At 68.4% G+C, this 18,377-nt stretch carries 17 protein-coding genes and 1 pseudogene; 8 read left to right on the forward strand and 10 right to left on the reverse strand.

All coding sequences use genetic code 11. The features are described 5' to 3' along the window. Positions 1 to 6: 6 nt before the first annotated feature. From BLV94_RS25635 to BLV94_RS25660, 6 genes are all read right to left on the reverse strand, one after another. Positions 7 to 789, reverse strand: coding sequence for an alpha/beta fold hydrolase (locus BLV94_RS25635; protein ID WP_072949173.1), 783 nt, complete (start codon positions 787 to 789; stop codon positions 7 to 9). Beyond that, positions 786 to 1,715 carry a VOC family protein gene (locus BLV94_RS25640; RefSeq protein ID WP_072949175.1) on the reverse strand — a complete coding sequence of 310 codons (930 nt, stop codon included), beginning with the start codon at positions 1,713 to 1,715 and terminating at the stop codon, positions 786 to 788. Before BLV94_RS25640 ends, BLV94_RS25635 begins: the two co-directional genes overlap by 4 nt. 119 nt (positions 1,716 to 1,834) lie before the next feature. Continuing rightward, the gene (locus tag BLV94_RS25645; RefSeq protein WP_072949177.1) at positions 1,835 to 3,343 is read right to left on the reverse strand and encodes an aldehyde dehydrogenase; all 1,509 of its coding nucleotides are present in this window, start codon (positions 3,341 to 3,343) and stop codon (positions 1,835 to 1,837) included. Further along, positions 3,340 to 4,722 carry an MFS transporter gene (locus BLV94_RS25650; RefSeq protein WP_072949179.1) on the reverse strand — a complete coding sequence of 461 codons (1,383 nt, stop codon included), beginning with the start codon at positions 4,720 to 4,722 and terminating at the stop codon, positions 3,340 to 3,342. The genes BLV94_RS25645 and BLV94_RS25650 overlap by 4 nt, the downstream gene beginning before the upstream one ends. A gap of 129 nt (positions 4,723 to 4,851) precedes the next feature. After that, a complete protein-coding gene (locus BLV94_RS25655; protein ID WP_072949180.1) occupies positions 4,852 to 5,562 on the reverse strand; it encodes an ABC transporter ATP-binding protein in 711 nt (236 codons plus the stop codon). Beyond that, complete coding sequence (locus tag BLV94_RS25660; RefSeq protein WP_072949182.1) at positions 5,559 to 6,599, reverse strand: ABC transporter permease; 1,041 nt, start codon at positions 6,597 to 6,599, stop codon at positions 5,559 to 5,561. Before BLV94_RS25660 ends, BLV94_RS25655 begins: the two co-directional genes overlap by 4 nt. 159 nt (positions 6,600 to 6,758) lie before the next feature. On the opposite strand from BLV94_RS25660, the gene BLV94_RS25665 reads away from it, so the two are divergent. The 8 genes and pseudogenes from BLV94_RS25665 to BLV94_RS25700 all read left to right on the forward strand — a co-directional run bounded on the left by BLV94_RS25665 (position 6,759) and on the right by BLV94_RS25700 (position 13,391). Further along, on the forward strand, positions 6,759 to 7,949 hold the full coding sequence (locus BLV94_RS25665) for a sensor histidine kinase (RefSeq protein ID WP_072949184.1): 1,191 nt from the start codon (positions 6,759 to 6,761) through the stop codon (positions 7,947 to 7,949). After that, complete coding sequence (locus tag BLV94_RS25670; protein WP_074933809.1) at positions 7,946 to 8,569, forward strand: response regulator; 624 nt, start codon at positions 7,946 to 7,948, stop codon at positions 8,567 to 8,569. Before BLV94_RS25665 ends, BLV94_RS25670 begins: the two co-directional genes overlap by 4 nt. A 55-nt stretch (positions 8,570 to 8,624) precedes the next feature. Next, positions 8,625 to 10,106 carry an adenylate/guanylate cyclase domain-containing protein gene (locus BLV94_RS25675; protein WP_072949190.1) on the forward strand — a complete coding sequence of 494 codons (1,482 nt, stop codon included), beginning with the start codon at positions 8,625 to 8,627 and terminating at the stop codon, positions 10,104 to 10,106. A 101-nt stretch (positions 10,107 to 10,207) separates the two neighbouring features. Beyond that, the gene (locus BLV94_RS25680; protein WP_072949192.1) at positions 10,208 to 11,377 is read left to right on the forward strand and encodes an LLM class flavin-dependent oxidoreductase; all 1,170 of its coding nucleotides are present in this window, start codon (positions 10,208 to 10,210) and stop codon (positions 11,375 to 11,377) included. 4 nt (positions 11,378 to 11,381) lie between these two features. Then, a complete protein-coding gene (locus BLV94_RS25685) occupies positions 11,382 to 11,807 on the forward strand; it encodes an SRPBCC family protein (protein WP_072949194.1) in 426 nt (141 codons plus the stop codon). A 63-nt stretch (positions 11,808 to 11,870) separates the two neighbouring features. Next, on the forward strand, positions 11,871 to 12,401 hold the full coding sequence (locus BLV94_RS25690) for a flavin reductase family protein (RefSeq protein ID WP_072949196.1): 531 nt from the start codon (positions 11,871 to 11,873) through the stop codon (positions 12,399 to 12,401). 23 nt (positions 12,402 to 12,424) lie between these two features. Further along, a pseudogene (locus BLV94_RS25695) lies at positions 12,425 to 13,030 on the forward strand (GTP cyclohydrolase II); the annotation flags it as partial. A gap of 16 nt (positions 13,031 to 13,046) precedes the next feature. After that, a complete protein-coding gene (locus BLV94_RS25700) occupies positions 13,047 to 13,391 on the forward strand; it encodes a hypothetical protein (RefSeq protein WP_072949200.1) in 345 nt (114 codons plus the stop codon). Here BLV94_RS25700 and BLV94_RS25705 read toward each other — a convergent pair. The 4 genes from BLV94_RS25705 to BLV94_RS25720 all read right to left on the reverse strand — a co-directional run bounded on the left by BLV94_RS25705 (position 13,381) and on the right by BLV94_RS25720 (position 18,377). Next, entirely contained in the window at positions 13,381 to 14,148 is a 768-nt protein-coding gene (locus tag BLV94_RS25705) for a helix-turn-helix transcriptional regulator (RefSeq protein ID WP_072949202.1), read from the reverse strand. The two genes, BLV94_RS25700 and BLV94_RS25705, sit on opposite strands and share 11 nt — an antisense overlap. A gap of 65 nt (positions 14,149 to 14,213) precedes the next feature. After that, positions 14,214 to 15,563: an MFS transporter gene (locus tag BLV94_RS25710; protein ID WP_072949204.1), complete on the reverse strand. Its 1,350-nt coding sequence runs from the start codon at positions 15,561 to 15,563 to the stop codon at positions 14,214 to 14,216. Between the two features lie 13 nt (positions 15,564 to 15,576). Beyond that, entirely contained in the window at positions 15,577 to 17,151 is a 1,575-nt protein-coding gene (locus tag BLV94_RS25715) for an acyl-CoA synthetase (RefSeq protein ID WP_072949206.1), read from the reverse strand. Next, positions 17,148 to 18,377, reverse strand: a complete 1,230-nt coding sequence (locus BLV94_RS25720; protein ID WP_072949208.1) for an acyl-CoA dehydrogenase family protein — start codon at positions 18,375 to 18,377, stop codon at positions 17,148 to 17,150. The genes BLV94_RS25715 and BLV94_RS25720 overlap by 4 nt, the downstream gene beginning before the upstream one ends.

The raw sequence follows: 18,377 nt of genomic DNA on the forward strand, positions 1-18,377 counted from the left end.
CCTTCTCTAGAGGTGGTTGCGTAGGCGTTCGGTGATGTGGATGAAGGATTCGACCCAGGCGTCGAAGGCGTCCGGCCGCTCCTGGTTCGCGAGGTGTCCGGCACCGCGGATGGTGACGAACACGGCGCCCGGAATTCCGCCTGCGAGAACCTGACTCGCGGGAACACCGGTCACCCCGTCCTCGTCGCCACTGAGGACGAGTGTCGGGACGTCGATCTTCGGCAGATCGGCCGTGTGATCGGCGGCCGCCATCGACTCCGCGGCGTACCCGTAGCCGGGCAGCCGGATCGACGACGCCATGATCGCCGTGGCCTTCGCGGTCAGTTCGTCGTCGGCGGTCCCGGACAGTAGCCGCGGGGCCCGTTCGGCGGCAAAGGCTTCCGCGCCCTGCTGCTCGAGCGTTGCGGCCCGGGCACGCATCCGGTCGGCGGCTTCGCCGTCCGCTCCCGAGCCGACGGTGGAACTGCCGAGCAGCAGACTCCGCACGAGCCCGGGGTGGCGCAGCGCCAGCCGGGTGGCGATCACGCCGCCCCACGACATTCCGAGGACGTGCGCCCCCGCGTCCCCGCATCGGTCGCGGATCACGTCGGCGGCGGCGTCGGCGTAGTCGTCGAGGTCGAACGGACGGCCGGGGTCCTCGCTGCGGCCGTAGCCGGGAGCGTCCCAGGCCAGCAGTCGCAGCGACCCCGCGAGTTCGTCGAACTGCGGCGCGAAACTGTCCGCGCTGCCGCCGATTCCGTGCAGCATCAGCAGCGCGGGACCGGAGCCGGATTCGACGACGTGCGTCATGACGCCCGCCCGAGGTCGAACCGCTCGAACGCCCCGGGGTCGGGGACGCCGGCCATGTGGTCGCGGACCTGTTTGGACGGCGGGCCCGCGGTGCCCCACAGGTCGGACAGTTCCGGAACCCGGCGCCACACCTTGCACAGCCACCGGTCCTCGTCGACCTGCGCGATGCCGGACGTGTACTCGCACACCAGCCCCGCCGGGTCGGCGAAGTAGGAGAACGTGTTGTCCCCGGGACCGTGCTTGCCCGGACCCCACAGCGGCACGGTGCCGTGGTGCCGCAACCGGCCGATGCCGCGCATGAAGTGGTCCACGGTGGGCATCTCGTAGGCGACGTGGTTCACCGACGTCCACTCGGCCTGGTTGAACGCGATGCTGTGATGGTCGGTGTTGCAACGCAGGAACGCCATCTGGTGCTCGGACCAGTCGGAGACCCGCATGCCCAGGATGTCGCAGTAGAACTTCACCGCGGCGTCGATGTCGACGGTGTTGAGGACGACGTGCGTGACACCCACGGGGACGGCGTCGTCGCGGCCGAGCCTGGGGACCGCGAGCGCGTCGGCGAGCAGTTCGACGACGCGCCCCTCGGGGTCGACGAGGCTCACGCCGTAGCCGCCACCGAGGTCGTCGACCGGCCCCGGGCCGCTGACGATCGGGACACCGCGCAGTTCGAGCCTGCGGGCGGCCTCGTCGACCTCGGCGGGTGTGGCGACGGCGAACGTGATGCGGCCGAGTCCGTTCCGTTCGGCCTGCGTGAGTTGCAGCGCGTGGTGGTGCTCACCGGTCCCCCGCAGCCAGGCACCGTTCGTGCCCTGTTCGACCACGCGCAGTCCCCACACCTCCGAGTAGAAATCGGTGGATTCGAGGCTGGCCTGTGTGCGCAGTTCGACGGAGCGCAGGCACCGCAGCCGGGCTATGGGTTGGTTCATCGCAAGCCTCCAGTTGCTTAGGTCTCAATATCTTAGCGCTAAAGTAATAGGTCGTACAGAGGTGGCGGGAATTTCTTTCCGGACGACCTACTACATCAATTTGCCCACGAGCGGGTCGCTCAATTTGCCCAGGGGTTGGGTTCCTCGTCGAGGCCCCAGTAGATGCTCTTCTGCCTCGAGTAGGCGGCGATGCCACTGCGCCCCTTCTCCACCCCGAGTCCGCTTTCCTTGACGCCGCCGAACGGCGTGGAGATGCTGAACTGCTTGTAGGTGTTGATCCACACGGTGCCGGCCTGGAGTCGGCGGGCGAGTTTCCAGGCGCGGCGGTAGTCGCCGGTCCAGATTCCGGATGCCAGGCCGAACACCGAATCATTGGCCTGCGCAACGAGGTCCGCTTCGCCGTCGAACGGCAGGACCACCAGGACGGGTCCGAAGATCTCCTCCTGACAGGTGCGCGAATTGTTGGGCAGCCCGTCGATGATCGTCGGCAGGTAGTACGCGCCGTCGCGCAGTCGCTCGTCGTCGGGGATCGCCCCGCCGCACAGCACTCGGCCGCCTTCTTCGCGAGCGAGGTCCACGTAGGCGGCGACGCTGTCGCGGTGCTTGCGGTGGACCATCGGCCCGACCTGGGTGTCGGGGTCGCGGCCGGGTCCGAGGCGGAGCCGGGTCGTCTTGGCCACCAGTTTCTCGACGAACTTTTCGTAGATGCGGCGGTCGACGAACAGGCGGGATCCGGCGATGCAGCTCTGCCCGGTGGACGAGAAGATTCCGTACATCACGCCGTTGACGGCGGCGTCGAGGTCGGCGTCGTCGAGGACGATCGTCGGCGACTTGCCGCCGAGTTCCAGCGACACGGGCATCAGTTTGTCGGCTGCCGCGTGCGCGATGGAGCGTCCGGTGTTGGTGCCGCCGGTGAACGTCACCTTCCCGACGCCGGGGTGGGTGACGATGGCGTCGCCGACCACCGAGCCCTTGCCGGGGAGCACCGACAGCAGCCCGGCAGGCAGTTGTGTTTGGTCGATCAGCCGCGCCAGTTCGAGGGACACCAGCGGCGTCCACTCGGCGGGTTTGAGGACGACGGCGTTGCCGGCCGCCAGGGCGGGGGCGATCTTCTGCGCGTCGCTGGCCACCGGCGAGTTCCACGGCGCGATGGCGCCGACCACGCCGATGGGTTCGAGAACGCTCATCGTGAGGAAGTTGCCGCGCGGGGCGGTGAGGTCGTCGTCGGCGGTTTCGAGGACGGCGGCGAAGTAGCGGAACGTGCCCGCCGCGCTGCCGACGAGTGCCGTGGTCTCGGCGACCGTCTTGCCGGTGTTGTAGCTCTGCAGCAGTGCCAGCCGGGACGTGTTCGCCTCGATGGCGTCGGCGATGCGGTGCAGGTACTTGGCCCGCTGGTGCGGGAGCAGCGCGCGCCACGCCGGGTCGTCGGCGGCGGCGCGGCCCTTCCGAACCGCCTCGTCGGCGTCGTCGGCGGTGGCCTGGTGGATCACCTGGAGGGTGTCGCCGTTCGATGGGTCCGTGACCGCGAAGGCGGGGCCGCTCGCCTGCCGCCACTGCCCGGCGACGAGGATCCGGTCGGCGACCGGGACGAACGGCAGTGTCTGTGGTGCGGTGTCGAGGATGGTCACTGGGAGATCTCCTCGAGGGTCTTTTCGCGGGTTTCGACGGCGAAGAAGCCGACCACGAGGGCACCGATCAGCGCGACCGCGGAGAACATTCCGAAGACGACGGTGAGCGTGCCGCCCCCGTCCAGGATGGCGCCGACGGCGAGGGGGCCGACGATGATGCCGAGGCGTCCGCTCGCTCCGCCGATCGCGCAGCCGATGGCGCGCATCCGGGTGGGGTACAGCTCTGCGGTGTAGACGTAGAGCGCCATGTTGACGGCGAAGACGAACAGGGCGGATCCGGCCGACCAGAACAGGACCTTCGTCGCGGTGTCGGCGCCGGTGGCGGCGAGCAGGAAGAGCAGCGACGAGCACAGGACCATCGACGCGGTGATGCAGATGCGGCGTCCGAGGTTGTCGATGAGGAACGCGACGAGGATGCAGCCGAGCAGACCGGCGACGCTGGTGACGATGCTGTAGTGCAGGGCGGTGTCGACGCTGACATTGAATGCGGACCGGTAGAGCGTCGGCAGCCAGGACGCGATGCCGTAGTTGACGAAGTAGGCGCAGCCCCAGATCGCGGCGAGCATCAGCGTGCGGCGCAGGTAGACGCCCCGGAACGCCTCCGCGAAGGTTCCGCGGCGCACGTCGACGGTGACGGAAGGCAACGGCTGCGGAGCCGGGAGCGTCTTGCCGTACTTCTCGGTGATCTCGTTCTCGATGCGGGTCATGGCGTTGTGCGCGTCTTCGTGGCGGCCGCGGGACGCGAGCCAGCGCGGCGACTCGGGAAGCTTCCACAACATCGGCAGCAGCAGGACGGGCAGCGCACCGAGCGCGAAGAGGATCTTGTAGCCGTAGTTCGGGACCACCCACGCCGACACGATCGCCGACATCACGAGTCCGACGGGGAAGATCACCTCGTAGAGCAGCACGAATCGTCCACGCTTGTGGGCTTTGGTGATCTCGCCGATGTAGCTCGCCGCCACCGGGACCTCGGCGCCGAGGCCGATGCCCTGCACGAATCGGAAGATGAGGAAGAGCTCCAGGGAGTCGGTGAACGCCATGCCCAGGCTCATTACCGCATAGAGCGCGAGCGAGAAGATGATGACGTTGAGCCGGCCGACGCGGTCGGCGAACCAGCCGCCGGCGAGCGCGCCGACGAGCATGCCGATGCCGCCGATGGCGATTACCCAGGCGATGTCGCCGGGGGTCAGGCCCCACTTGGGAATGAGGACGGGGAGCGAGTACGCGATCATCAACTGGTCGAAGCCGTCGAAGAACGTGACGGCGCCGACGATGACGCGGGCCTTGATGTGCCACCTGCTCATCGGCAGGCGTTCGAGTCGGGCGCTGATCATCTCAGCTGTGGCAGCCATGGCGGGCGATACCGTCGTCATGAGCATCCTCAGGGTCGGGTCGAGGCATTTACTTAAGCCCTCAAAGGCTTACCGCTAAGATGTAATCTCACGCACATGAGAAACGTCAACCCTTGACTTTGAAAGAAACATATTGTTCACACCTGTGAGTACTTGTTAACCGCCCGTGGTTAACAAGTACTCACAGGTGAGTGAGCCGTCGACCACGCGGTGGACTGCATCCATTCTGCACAGGTGCGTGCGGTCGTGTGTCACCAGCAGCGTCGCGACCTCGCGTTCTCGCACGACACCGAGGATCAGATCCATGATCGCGGCGCCCCGTTCCTGGTCGAGCGCGCTGGTCGGCTCGTCGACGACCAGCAGCGACGGATCGTTCATCAGCGCCCGGGCGAGGTTGACCCGCTGCCGCTGCCCACCCGACAACTGCGCCGGCCGTTTTCCGGCGTGATCTGCGAGGCCGACGGCGTCGAGCAGATCGCGAGCCTTCGCGCGCCCCGCCCGCCGCGGCACGAACCACCGCTGCCCGAGATGCGCCATCGCCTCGAGTTGTTCGAGGGCCGTCAGCGACGACACCAGGTTGGACTGCTGGAACACGATGCCGATCCGGTCGCGGCGCAGCGTGGACGCCTCGCGCCGGCTGAGCGCGGTGAGTTCGGTGTCGCCCAACCGGACGGAGCCAGAGTCGGGCCGGATCAGTGTCGACGCCACCGCGAGGAGCGTCGACTTTCCGGAACCGGACGGACCGGTGATCGCGGCGATCTCACCCCGGCCGAGGGTCAGCGACACGGAGTCGAGGGCGGTGACGCGTCCGGCGCCGTCCGGGTAGGTGAGGGTGACGTCGTCGAGCGTGAGGGCGGGTGTGGTCATCGTGTGCTCCCGAGTGCGGTGAGGGGGTCGGTGGTGAAGAGGAAGCGGAGCGCGAAGGCGGCGCCGAGGAGGCCGAGCCCGACGAGTGCGGTGGCGGGCAGGAGAGTGGTGGAGATGTCCAGCACGAACGGCACCGCGTCGCCGATCATCGCCCCGGCGACGGCCGCCATCCCGACACCGGCACCCACGCCGGCGAGCAGAACGACGAGCGCCTGCCCGAGCGCGTCCCGCACGAGCGACCCGGTGGACGCTCCGAGCGCCTTCAGCGTCGCGACGTCGGGGGTGCGCTGGAGTGTCCAGACCGTGAAGAACGCGCCGATGACCAGCGCGGAGATCGCGAACAGCATCACCGTCATCAACGTCAGCGACCCGTTCTCGGAGGTGTAGGAGCCGACGGCGGAGAAGGAGTCGGCCACGGTTCGGGAGGTCGTCCCCGCGAGGGAGTTCGTGGCGTCGTCCCCGCCAGACACCGCGAGCACCGTCGCCGCGCCCCCGCGCGGGTTCGCGTGCTGCCAGTCGGCGAGCGTCATCCACACGGCCGGGCTGTGGCCGTACCAGTCGTCGCCGCGGACCGCGGTGACGGTGAACGCCTGGCCGGCGATCGTCACCGTGTCGCCGGCGGATACCCCGAGCGACCGCGCCGCGCCGTCCCCGACGATCACGGTTCCCGGCGCGGACGGTGCGCGGTCGCCCACACCGCCGTCCGCGCCGACGAGCGCCACCCCCTTCGTCGCACCTCCAGCTGCCGACGCCGAGCCTCGTCCCACCCCGATCGGGTGCACCGAGTCGGCACTCCGCCGCCAGACGGCCACCTGCTCGGACGTCAGCGCGGACTCGTCGAACGACGGACCGTCGTCGGAGGCCGCGAAGACCACCGACTGGGCGTCGATACGTTCCACGACGGACACGTTCTGGTGGCGCAATCCGGCCGTGAGACCGCTGAGAAACGTGACGAGCAGCGCAATCAGCACCACGACGACGGATATCAGCGCGAAGCGACCACGCGCGGCACGCAGGTCTCTCGATGCGACGAACACAGATGGTCCTCTCCAGATCACGACCGGCGCCGCAGTCGATGTGGGCCGGGGCGGCGCTCACGGCCTCCGAACTCACCGTGCCCCCGGCACGGCACGGTTCCATCGCACGTGGGATGGAATTCTCGGCGGTCGAAGGTCGGGTGCGGGTTCCGACTTTCGATGGATGCCGGGTGCGCTCACGTCGATAAGCTGGACGGGGTGCACCGCTCCCCTCTCACTCCCGTGTTCGCGGGACTCCAACTCGGGCTGCATGCGCTGACCGCGGCGCTCACTGCAGTCGTGATCTTGCGTGCCGTCCTACTGGACGCGCCGAACGCGCCGGCGATCGTGGTGCTGTCGGTGGCGTTTCTCGCGGTGTACGCGGCGGGGGCGACGCGACGTCTGCGCGGGGGGTGGTGGCTCGCAGCGCTGACGGCACTGTGGGTGGCCCTGATGGTCCTCGCCCCCGACGCCGCCTATCTCGCGTTCGGACTGTTCTTCCTGTATCTGCATCTGCTGCCGCGACGATGGGGAGTCCTGGCGGTCGCAGCCGCGACCGTCGTGGCGGTGGCAGGCACCGGAATGCACCGCGGCTGGAGCGTCGCGGGTGTCGTCGGTCCGGTGATCGGCGCGTGCGTCGCGGTGGCGATCGGCCTCGGCTACCGGGCGTTGTACCGGGAGGCCGTCGAACGCGATCGCCTCATCGACGAATTGACCCGGACCCGAGCCGAACTCGCCGAGCAGGAACGTGCCGCCGGTTCCCTGGCCGAGCGTGAGCGGCTCGCACGCGAGATCCACGACACCGTCGCGCAGGACCTGTCGAGCATTCAGATGCTGCTCCACGCCGTGGAACGCGCGGACCCCGGCCACCCCGCCCGGGACCGTATCCGGTTGGCGCGGGAGACCGCCGCCGACAGCCTCGCCGAAACCCGTCAGCTCATCGGCGATCTCACACCCGCCGTCCTCGACGGGCAGTCGCTCGCGGACGCGCTCGCGCGGATCTGCACGCAGGCGAGGAGCGACACCTTCGACACCATTGCCGTCGTCGTGGGGGATCCGGTGCGGTTGCCGATGCCCGTCGAGGCCGCGTTGGTGCGGATCGCGCAGGGTGCGGTGTCGAACGTGGTCCGGCACGCGCAGTCGTCCCGGATGGCGGTCACTCTCACCTACTACGAGGATGCGGTCCGGTTGGACGTCGTCGACGACGGCATCGGCTTCGATGTCGCACTTCTCGACCGTGAACCGTCGAAAGCGTTCGGGCTGAATTCGATTCGCCGTCGCGTCGAGCTGCTCGACGGGTCGATGTCGGTGGAGTCGGAACCGGGACTGACCGCGGTCGCGGTGTCGTTCCCGCTCGAGGCCGGCGCATGATCCGACTGCTGCTCGCCGACGACCACGCGATCGTGCGCGCGGGCCTGCGCGCCCTGCTCGAGCACGAGGACGACATCGAGGTGGTCGGCGAGGCGGCCACCGCCGACGCCGCCGTGGCGTTGTGCGCGACGACCCCGGTCGACCTCGTCCTCATGGACCTCCGGTTCGGCGCCGGCACGTCGGGGGTGGACGCCACCCGGAACCTGCGGTCCCTGCCGAATCCGCCGCACGTACTGGTCGTCACGAACTACGACACGGATGCGGACATCCTCGACGCGATCGCCGCCGGCGCCGCCGGGTATCTCCTGAAGGACACTCCCCCGCCCGAACTCCTCGCCGCCGTCCGGGCCGCGTCGGCCGGCGACAGCGTGCTCTCCCCGGCCGTGGCGTCGAAACTGATGACACGCGTCCGCCGACCGGCCACCAGCCTCAGCCCGCGGGAGATCCAGGTGCTGACGTTGGTGGCCGCGGGGCGATCCAATCGGGAGGTCGGGAAGGAACTGTTTCTCTCCGAGACGACCGTGAAGTCCCATCTCGTTCACATCTTCGGCAAACTCGGCGTCAAGTCTCGGACCTCCGCAATAGCCCGCGCCCGCGAGCTGGGCACCCTCCCCAGGTGAGCGGCAAAGCGTCCGGACGCACACTTTGCCGCTCACATGCGTTTACGCTGGGAAAATGGACCCACCGGTCGTCCAGTACATCCAGCGGGACGGACACGCGCTGGCGTATCAGGTGGTGGGCGGCGGCGCGCTGGACGTCGTGTGGCTGTTCGAGATCAACATGCACCTCGACCTGATGTGGACCGACCCGCAGATCCACTACCTGATGGAACGCGGCAGCACGTTCGCCCGCACCGCGTATTTCCAGCAGCGGGGGCTGGGACTGTCCGAACCGGTCGACCACCTGCCGACACTCGAGGAGCAGGCCGACGACATCGTCGCCGTGATGGACGAGATCGGGATGCGTGAGGCAATGCTGGTGGGTGTGGCCAGCGCGAGCGGTGCCGTGGCACTCGTGGCGGCGCGGTCGCCGGAGCGGGTCACCGGGGTGGTGCTGATCCAGCCGTTCGCCGAGCGGCTGATCGGCGGCGACCACGATCCGGACGGCTGGACGGCCACCGAGCGGGACCAGTTCGTCTCCGCATGGCGCGCGGCCACGGAGTCGTGGGGGTCGGGCGCGACCGTGCCGCTGTGGGATCCCCTCGAGGATTCCCCGTTCAACCGGCGGCTGATGGCGATGCTCGAGCGGAACTCCGCGGCGCCGGCCGTCGCGCGCGCCCACATGGAGTGGATCTTCCGCCTCGACTACTCGGACATTCTGCCGTCGATCCAGTGCCCGGCCCGGGTTGTGCTCGTCTCCGGTAGTCCCGTCCCCGCGACGGCCTCCCGGTACGTCGCCACCCATATTCCCGGCACCTTCCATCTGCTGCCGCCTGCGCCGTCCGGCGCGTCGCTCGGTGAGGCGTGGAAGCCGATCATCGATCACGTCGAGCAAGTCGCGACCGGCGGGCACCCGACACCGGACGCCGGACAGTTCGTCGCGTCCGTGCTGTTCACCGATGTCGTCGGGTCGACGGAGATGCTCGCCCGGATCGGCGACGCCGCCTACCGCGACCTGCGCGCCACCCACGAACGGCAGGTCCGCGACGCGGTGGAGAACGCGGGCGGACGTCTCCTCAACGTGGCGGGCGACGGCACGTTCAGCATCTTCGACGGCCCCGTCGCGGCGGTCCGGTGTGCGCGGGGCGTCGTCGACGACGCGTGCACCCTCGGCCTCGAGGTGCGGGCCGGCGTCCACACCGGACAGGTGGAGCGGAACGGACCCGACGTCAGCGGGATGACCGTCCACGTCGGCGCGCGCATCGGTTCCGCGGCCGGAGCCGGGGAGGTGCTGGTGTCGCGGACCGTGCGCGACCTCGTGGTGGGGTCGGGACTGCGGTTCGCCGCTGTCGGTGAACGCGAACTCAAGGGCGTGCCGGGCCGATGGCCCTTGTACTCCCTCACCGACGCCGACCACGCGCCCCGGACCGTCCCGCGACTCACACCGAAGCTGAGCATGATCGACCAGGCCATCCTGCGGACCGCGAAGCGGGCACCGCAGGCACTGCGCGCACTCGTCGGCCTGGCCTATGCGAGGCAGCGCAAGCTGTCCCGCTGATCCGGCGCTCGGCGCGAAGTGTCTCCTTTAGAGGACTACACGCGATGTACTCGCGGCCATAGCGTTTCACTCACTGTTGCCCCCGTCACACAGGAGTGATCATGAGCAGGCTGAAGTTCGGAACGTTTCTGGCGCCGATCCACACACCGGGTCAGAATCCGACGCTGTTGTTGCAGCGCGACCTGGAGTTGGTTCAGTTGCTCGAGAGGCTGGGCTACGACGAGGCCTGGTTCGGGGAACATCATTCGGCGGGCTCCGAAATCTACGCGTCCCCGGAAATCATGATCGCCGCCGCCGGCGAACGGACCAGCCGCATCAAGCTGGGAACGGGGGTGACGTCGGTGTCGTACCACAATCCGCTGTGGGCGGCGGAGCGGATGGTGATGCTCGACCACCTGACCCACGGTCGCGTCCTGTTCGGCCTCGGTCCCGGGTCCCTGCCGACCGATGCGGCGATGCTCGGTCTGTCGCAGATCGACACCCGCGAATTGCTCGCGGAGAACACCGACATCATCATGCGCCTGCTGCGGGGTGAGACGGTGAGCGCGAAGACGCGGACCCATACGCTCGTCGACGCGTGCATTCAGATGGCGCCGTACTCCTCTCCCCTCTTCGACGTGGTCGTCGCCGCGATCGCCTCCCCGACGGGAGCGCGACTGGCCGGCCACCACGGAATCGGGCTGCTGTCGATCGCCGCGACACTGACCGCCGACGGATTCAGTGCTCTGCAACATCATTGGGGAATGCTCGAGGAATTCGCGACGCTCGCGGGCCGGAGCGAGGACGTCGATCGCTCGAAGTGGCGGCTGGTGGGTCCCTTCCACATCGCCGAAACGCGGGAGCAGGCCTACCGCGATGTCGAGCACGGCATCGAACACTGGTTCAAGTACCTGCAGCACGTTGCCGCGTTCCCGCAGATGGCGGTCGAGGGCGAGAACAAGCGCGAGATGATCGACTTCATCAACAACTCCGGCATCGGCGTCATCGGCACCGCGGAGGAGGCCCGCGCACAGGTCCAGCGTCTCGTCGATCAGTCGGGCGGCTTCGGCACTCTGCTTCTGCAGGGTCATGATTGGGCCAACCCGCAGGCCACCGCGCGATCGTACGAGCTGTTCGCCCAGGACGTCATGCCGTTCTTCCAGGGCCAGGCGCAGCCGCTGCTCGACGCGGACGAGCGTGCCCGCCGGGTGCGGGAGGGGCAGGCGGACGAACACAGGAAGGCCGTCGCGCACATGACGAAGAAGTACGAGGCCGAGCTGGGACGGGTGTAGGACGATGGCCGAGATCAGCATTCAGAAGCAGTTCCCCGTCGGTGCCGACACGATCTGGGACCGCGTCGGCGACCCGGGAACCATCGCCGAATGGATTCCGTCAGTCGCGGCCGCCCGGATGGAGCAGGGGATCCGCCACATCGTCTTCGCCGACGGTCAGCCCGCCCGTGAGCGGATCGCCGAGCACAGTGACAGCGAACGCCGGTACACCTACGAGTACATCGACGGCCCATTGCCGTTGACGCACTACCGGTCCACCATCTCCGTGCTCGGCACGTCGTCGGAGTCCTGCACCGTGGAGTGGGCCGCGACGTTCGCCGCGGACTCGGCGGAGGTCGAGTCGGAGTTGGCGACGGCGATCGAATCGATCTATCGCGCTGCGCTCGACGAGTTGTCGATCCTCGTCTCGAATCCGTCCGTCCGCGGATAGACCTTGTTCGGAGTCCGCTTCCGTCCGGCGGACTCCGAACATTCAGCACCGAAGAAGGTACCGATGCGAACCCCCACCTCACCGCACATCACCGCCACCACCCCCGAAGACATCGCGGACGCCTACCGCACCGTCCTCGGAAAATTCTGCACCGGCGTCGTCGCCGTCACCGCACTCGACGACACCGGCAACCCCGTCGGACTGACCGTCGGCTCCTTCAGCTCCGTCTCCCTCGACCCCGCCCTCGTCGCCTTCTTCGTCGGCCGGCATTCCACCACCTTCCCCAAGGTCGCCGCCTCCGGCCGCTTCTGCGCCAACATCCTCGCCGCCGACCAACACGAACTCGGCCGCGCCTTCGCCCGCAGCGGCACCGACAAATTCCACGGAATCGACTGGACCCCCGCCACCACCGGTTCTCCCCGCCTCACCGGCGCGCACGCCTGGGTCGACTGCCACATCGACCTCGTCCAAGCTGTCGGCGACCACGACCTCGTCGTCGGCCGTGTCGTCGAACTCGGCGCCACCGACACCCCCGACCCGCTGCTGTTCTACACGTCCACGTTCCACCAGCTCACCCCCGCGAGCCCGGCATGACTGCGGTCGAACCTATTCCCTGCGTCGTCCGCTGCGCCGACGCCGTCGTCCCCACCGATCACGGCGCGTTCACCGCGATCGCCTACCGCTCGGCCACCGGGATCGAGCACCTGGCCATAGTGTTCGGCGATCCGACCGTCGGCACCGCGCTGACCCGCGTCCACAGCGAGTGCCTCACCGGCGACGTCCTCGGATCGCGGCGCTGCGACTGCGGCCCGCAACTGTCCGCCGCGCTGGAGCGTATCGCCGACGCCGGCGCCGGGGTGCTGCTGTACCTGCGGGGGCACGAAGGCCGCGGCATCGGGCTGGCCGCGAAGATCGCCGCGTACCAACTCCAGGACCGGTTGGGCCTCGACACCGTCGACGCCAACCTGCAACTCGGGTTGCCCGTCGACGCCCGCGACTACGCCGATGCCGCGGCCATTCTCCGCGACCTGCGCGTCGACCGCATCGATCTGCTCAGCAACAACCCGGCCAAGACCGCCGGGCTTGCCGCGGCCGGCATCACCGTCGCGGGCACCACGCCGCTCGAGATCGCGCCGAACGATCACAACACCCGGTATCTCGCATCGAAGCGGGATCGGCTCGGCCACAACCTCACCCACGCACATCTCGTCACCCGCCACTGACACGTCAGGAGAAACCATGGAACGCGTCCCGCTGAGTCACGTATTCGAGAAGCTGTCGGTGATGCATTCCACCCCGCACTGGGCGGAGGCATTCGACGACCTCACCGAGGTCCTCGGCCCCGCTGCGTTCAGCGACGGGCGTGCGTGGGCGAAGTTCACGACCCTGTGCCTGTCCGACGAGACGGACGTGCCGCCCTGGTGCCTGATGGGGAAGACGCACGACGTCACCGCGGCCGCGACGCTCGCACGGGACGCGGGATGGGATGTGGGCGAACCGACCGTCGGCGATCACGAGTGCCGTGTGATGCTTCGGTCACCCCACGGGCTGACCGTCATCGCCTATTCGCCGCTCACACCGTAGGTCTTCGCCGGAGTACGCACGCGGTCAGTGACGCCCGGTTCTTCAGACCGGTGGACTCGAAGATTCGGCTCACATACTTCTTGACGGTGAATTCGGACAGCGAGAGCACTCCGGCGATCTCGTTGTTGCTCAAACCGTCGCTCACCAATTCGGCCACCTGCATCTGGCGCGGGGTCAGGCTGCTCAGTTGGTCGACGGTTCCGTCGTCCCCCGCCAGCCGTATCGACCTGCTCTGGGCGCGGAGTTGGCGAGCAAGAAACTGCACTGCCAGAGTCTCACTCGCATCCCAGCTCCGTTCCCGATCGAACATGCCCACCAGAGCTTCGCCGTCGGCGAGCCGGAGGTGCAGCGCCGACGCCGTTCCCATCCCGTGTGGGTGCAGGTAGTCCTCGACGTAGGAGCGTTGCGGCGCGGGCAGCGCATGCAGGTGGTCCAGGGAAATGAACCCGGTATCGGTCAGCGAGCGGCGCGCCTCGGGGAGCGCGAAGATGTCCTTGTCGCGCCAGCGGGCGTGATACTCGTGCAGCAGCGGGGAGGCGGCACCCGTCAGCAGCGGAGCGGGGTCGGCGAAGATGTCGGCAAATGTCGGTCCGAAGAAGAACGTGACGTCGCGGACCCGGAACACCGTCGCAATGGATTCCACGACGGTCCGCTTGTAGTCGGCGGGGTCGTCGACGTCGCAGCACGATTCGAGGACCTCGAGGATGCCGTGCATCTGCGAGCGGGACAGCACGTCCCTCCAGGATCCGGTACCCATGTTCGCCTCCGATCCCCAGGTGAGTGGCAAAGCGTGCCCGACCACACTTTGCCACTCACGTCACCTCAGGCTGCGACGGTGGACCGGCGGGCAGCCGACTGCTGGACGTCCGGCGACGAGTACTTCCGCACGATCGCGACGAGGCACAGCAGCCCGACGATTCCGGCGCCGGCGAGGAAGGCCCCGACCCGCCACGCGTTGGAGGCGTCGCCGTTGATGAGCAGCACCATGACCATCGGGGAGAAGCCACCGATGATGGCGGAGATCTGATAGCCGAGGGACGCTCCGGAGAATCGGATCTCGGGCGGGAACAGTTCCGCGAACAGCGTTCCCTGCGTTCCGGTCTGGAACGACATGACGATCACGGCGCCGAAGACGGCCAGCGCGAACGGCCACAGTTCGCCCTGGCTCGAGTGTCCGATCATCAGCCACATCGGAATTCCCCACAGCAGCATCCCGGCGGTGCCGATGCCGAAGATCAGCTTCCGGCCGTAGAGGTCGGAGAGGTATCCGGCCAACGGGACCAGCGGAATCATCAGGACGCAGGCGGCGAGGATGAACCCGAGGACGGTGGATCGTTCGATCCCGAGGTACGTGGTGGCGAACTGCACGGAGCCGGTGATCATCGTGTAGAAGAAGATGACGCCGATGGCGTTCGCTCCGGCGGCGGTGAGGACGGTGCCGGGGTTCTTGCGCAGCACCTGCAGGATCGGAGACTTTCGTGCCGCCGGCGCCTCGGCCAGCTTCTTCGACAGCTCCTGGAACTCGGGTGTCTCCTCCAGGTAGCGGTGGATGAGGAACGCGACCGGGAGCATCACGAGGCTGATCCAGAACGGGATGCGCCACGCCCAGGCGAGGAACGACTCGGAGTCGAATGCCGCTGTGATGACGAGGAAGACGACGTTTCCGAGGACGACGCCGATGGGCACGCCGAGTTGCGCGAAGCTGCCGTAGAACCCGCGACGTCCCGCGGGGGCGTTTTCGGTGGCGAGGAGGACGGCGCCGCCCCATTGCGCCCCGACAGCGAGGCCCTGGCAGATCCGCAGGGTCACGAGAATCGTGGGCGCGAGCCAGACGAGCTGGGTGTTCGGCACGAGACCGATCAGTGAGGTGGCGACGGCCATCATCACGATGGCGGCGACGAGAACGGGTTTGCGGCCGACCTTGTCGCCGAAGTGGCCGGCGAGCACACCGCCGATGGGCCGGGCGATGAACCCGACCGCCACGGTGGCGAATGAATTGAGTGCGGCGACGACCTGACTGTCGGTCGCGAAGAAAGTGGTGTTGAAGACGAGTGCGGCCGCGGTGGCGTAGATGAAGAAGTCGTACCACTCGAGCGACGTCGAGATGGCGGCGGCGAAGGACGCGCGGGCCGCGCGCGGCTTCGGCGGGACCGCATGCGAGGCGGTGGGCATGGGGGTCTCCTGCTCAGTCTTGGGCAATGGAACCGAAAGTGTCTCGGAGGACGCGTTTGAGGATCTTGCCGCTCGGGTTCTTCGGTAGGGAGTCGGCGACGATCACGTATTTGGGCACCTTGTAGCCGGCGAGCCGGGTGCGGCAGTGCTCGACGACGTCTTTCTCGTCGAGTTCGACGCCGGCGGACGGAACCACGACGGCGGCGACCGCCTCGATCCACCGGGGGTGCGGCACCGCGAACACGGCGGCCTCACCGACACCGTCGAGTTCGTAGAGCGTTTCCTCGACCTCGCGGGTGGCGACGTTCTCGCCGCCGGTCTTGATCATGTCCTTCTTGCGGTCGACCACCCACAGGTACCCGTCCTCGTCGAGGTAGCCGAGGTCGCCGGAGTGAAACCAGCTGCCCGCGAACGCTTCCGCGGTCTTCTCAGGTTGCCCCAGATAGCCGACGGTGGCGTGCGGGCTGCGGTGCACGATCTCGCCGACCTCGCCCGCGGGGAGCGGCAGGTTGCGGTCGTCCACGATCCGCGTCTCCACGTTGAGAGCGGGCTTCCCCGCCGAACCGCCGCGTGTCTCTTGATCTTCCGGCCCGAGAGCCGTCGCGAGCGACGCCATCTCCGTCTGCCCGTAGAAGTTCCACAACCGGATGCCCGGCAATCGGCGGTTCATCTCCCGCAGGATCTCCAGCGGCAGCGGCGACGCCCCGTAGTAGCCCTTGCGCAGCGACCGCAGGTCGGTGTGCTCGAAGTCGGGCGACTGCAGCAGCGAGATCCACACCGTCGGCGGGCAGAACAGGTTGGTCACCCGCTCGGTCTCGATGGTGCGCAGCAGCACCCGGGGGTCGGGTCCGTCGACGATGATGCTCGTCGCGCCGAGATAGATGTCGGTGCTGAGGAAGTTGTCGAGCTGGGCACAGTGGTACAGCGGCAGTGCGTGCACCTCCACGTCGTCGCTGCTCATGCCGCCGGTGACGATGCAACTGATGTACTGCCACATCAGGGACCGGCTGGTGAGCATCGCGCCTTTCGGCCGTGATTCGGTGCCCGACGTGTACATGATGCGGACGACGTCGTCGTCCGCCACGAACACCTCGGGTGGCGAGGCGAATTCGCCGTCCGTCCAACCGGCCATCGAGACCCACCCGTCCGGAACCCCCGACCCGGCCAGCGGGATCGCCGCCCGCACCCGGACGCTTCCCTTCGACTCCGTGAGCGCCGTCTCGGCGACGGGCACCAGCGCGTCCTCGACGACGAACGCGTCGGCGGCGCAGTCGTCGAGGATGTACCCGATCTCCCCGCCGGTGAGCATGAAGTTGATCGGGACGAGGACCACCCCGAGCCGGGCGGTCGCGAAGTTCAGCACCGGGTACTGCCAGCAGTTGTGCGACAGCAACGCCAGCCGGTCGCCCCGCGTCAGCCCCTCGGCGTGCAGGGCCGCCGCGACCCGGTCGATCACGGCGTCGAATTCGGCGAACGTGAGCCGGACGTCGCGGTGCACCACGGCGAGCTTGTGCGGGAAACGCGCCGCGGAACGACGTGGAATGTCGCCGATGCTCTGCTGCCGGGCGCGCGTCCTGTCCTCGGTCACCCGCGGACTTCTTTCAGGACCGGGGTGGCGGCGAACTCGGCGCGGGCGAGCGAGCGGCGGTGCACCTGGTCGGGGCCGTCGGCGATCTGCAGGAACCGGGCCTGCGCGTACAGGACCGGCAGGATCGTGTCCTGCGACAGGCCGGCGCCACCGAAGATCTGCATCGCGTCGTCGACGATCCGCTTGACGGTCAGCGGGACCATCACCTTGGCGGCGGCGATGTCGTGGCGGGCCGCCTTGGTGCCCTCGACGTCCATCCGCCAGGCGGCCCGCAGCACCAGCAGCCGGGCGGCGTCGAGGTGGATCCGGGCGTCCGCGACGGTCGCCTGCACGACGCCCTCGTCCGCGAGGGGCTTGCCGAACGCGACGCGGGTGCGGGCGCGTTCGGTCATCAGCGCGATGGCCCGTTCGGCCATCCCGATCAGTCGCATGCAGTGGTGGATGCGCCCCGGACCGAGCCGGGCCTGCGCGACGGCGAAGCCCTTGCCGCGCGGACCGAGGAGGTTCGCCTTGGGGACGCGGACCTTGTCGAAGACGACCTCGCCGTGGCCGCCTTCGTGGCGGTCGGCGAAACCGAGCACGGTGGTGGACCGGACGATGGTCAGGCCCGGCGTGTCCATCGGGACGAGAACGATGCTGTGCCGGTTGCCGATCGGGGCGCCGGGGTCGGTGACGCCCATGACCATCGCCACCCGGCAGTCGTCGCGCAGCGCCGCGGTGGACCACCACTTGCGTCCGGTCAGCACCCAGCTGTCGCCGTCGTCGGCGATCTCGAGGCGGACGTTGTTGGCGTCCGAGCTCGCGACGTCCGGTTCGGTCATCGAGAAGCACGAGCGGAATTCGCCGTCGAGCAGCGGGGCGAGCCATTGCTGCTTCTGCTCGTCGGTGCCGTAGAGGTGCAGCAGTTCCATGTTGCCGGTGTCCGGCGGGTTGCAGTTGACCGCCTCGGGGGCGATCAGCGGGCTCCAGCCGGTGAGTTCGGCGAGCGGCGCGTACTCGAGGTTGGTCAGGCCCGCGCCCTCGCGGGCGGGGAGGAAGAGGTTCCACAGGCCCTCGCGTTTGGCGGCGGCCTTCAGGTCGGCCACGATCGGCGGCGCACCCCAGTGGTCCGGTTTGGACGCGAGCTGTTCCTCGGCGATCGCCTCGGCGGGCAGCACCCGCTCCTGCATGAACTTCGTCAGCTTCGCCTGCAGTTCCACGACTTTCGGGCTGTACTCGAATTCCAC

It is taken from the genome of Rhodococcus koreensis, from assembly GCF_900105905.1.
Classification (GTDB): domain Bacteria; phylum Actinomycetota; class Actinomycetes; order Mycobacteriales; family Mycobacteriaceae; genus Rhodococcus_F; species Rhodococcus_F koreensis.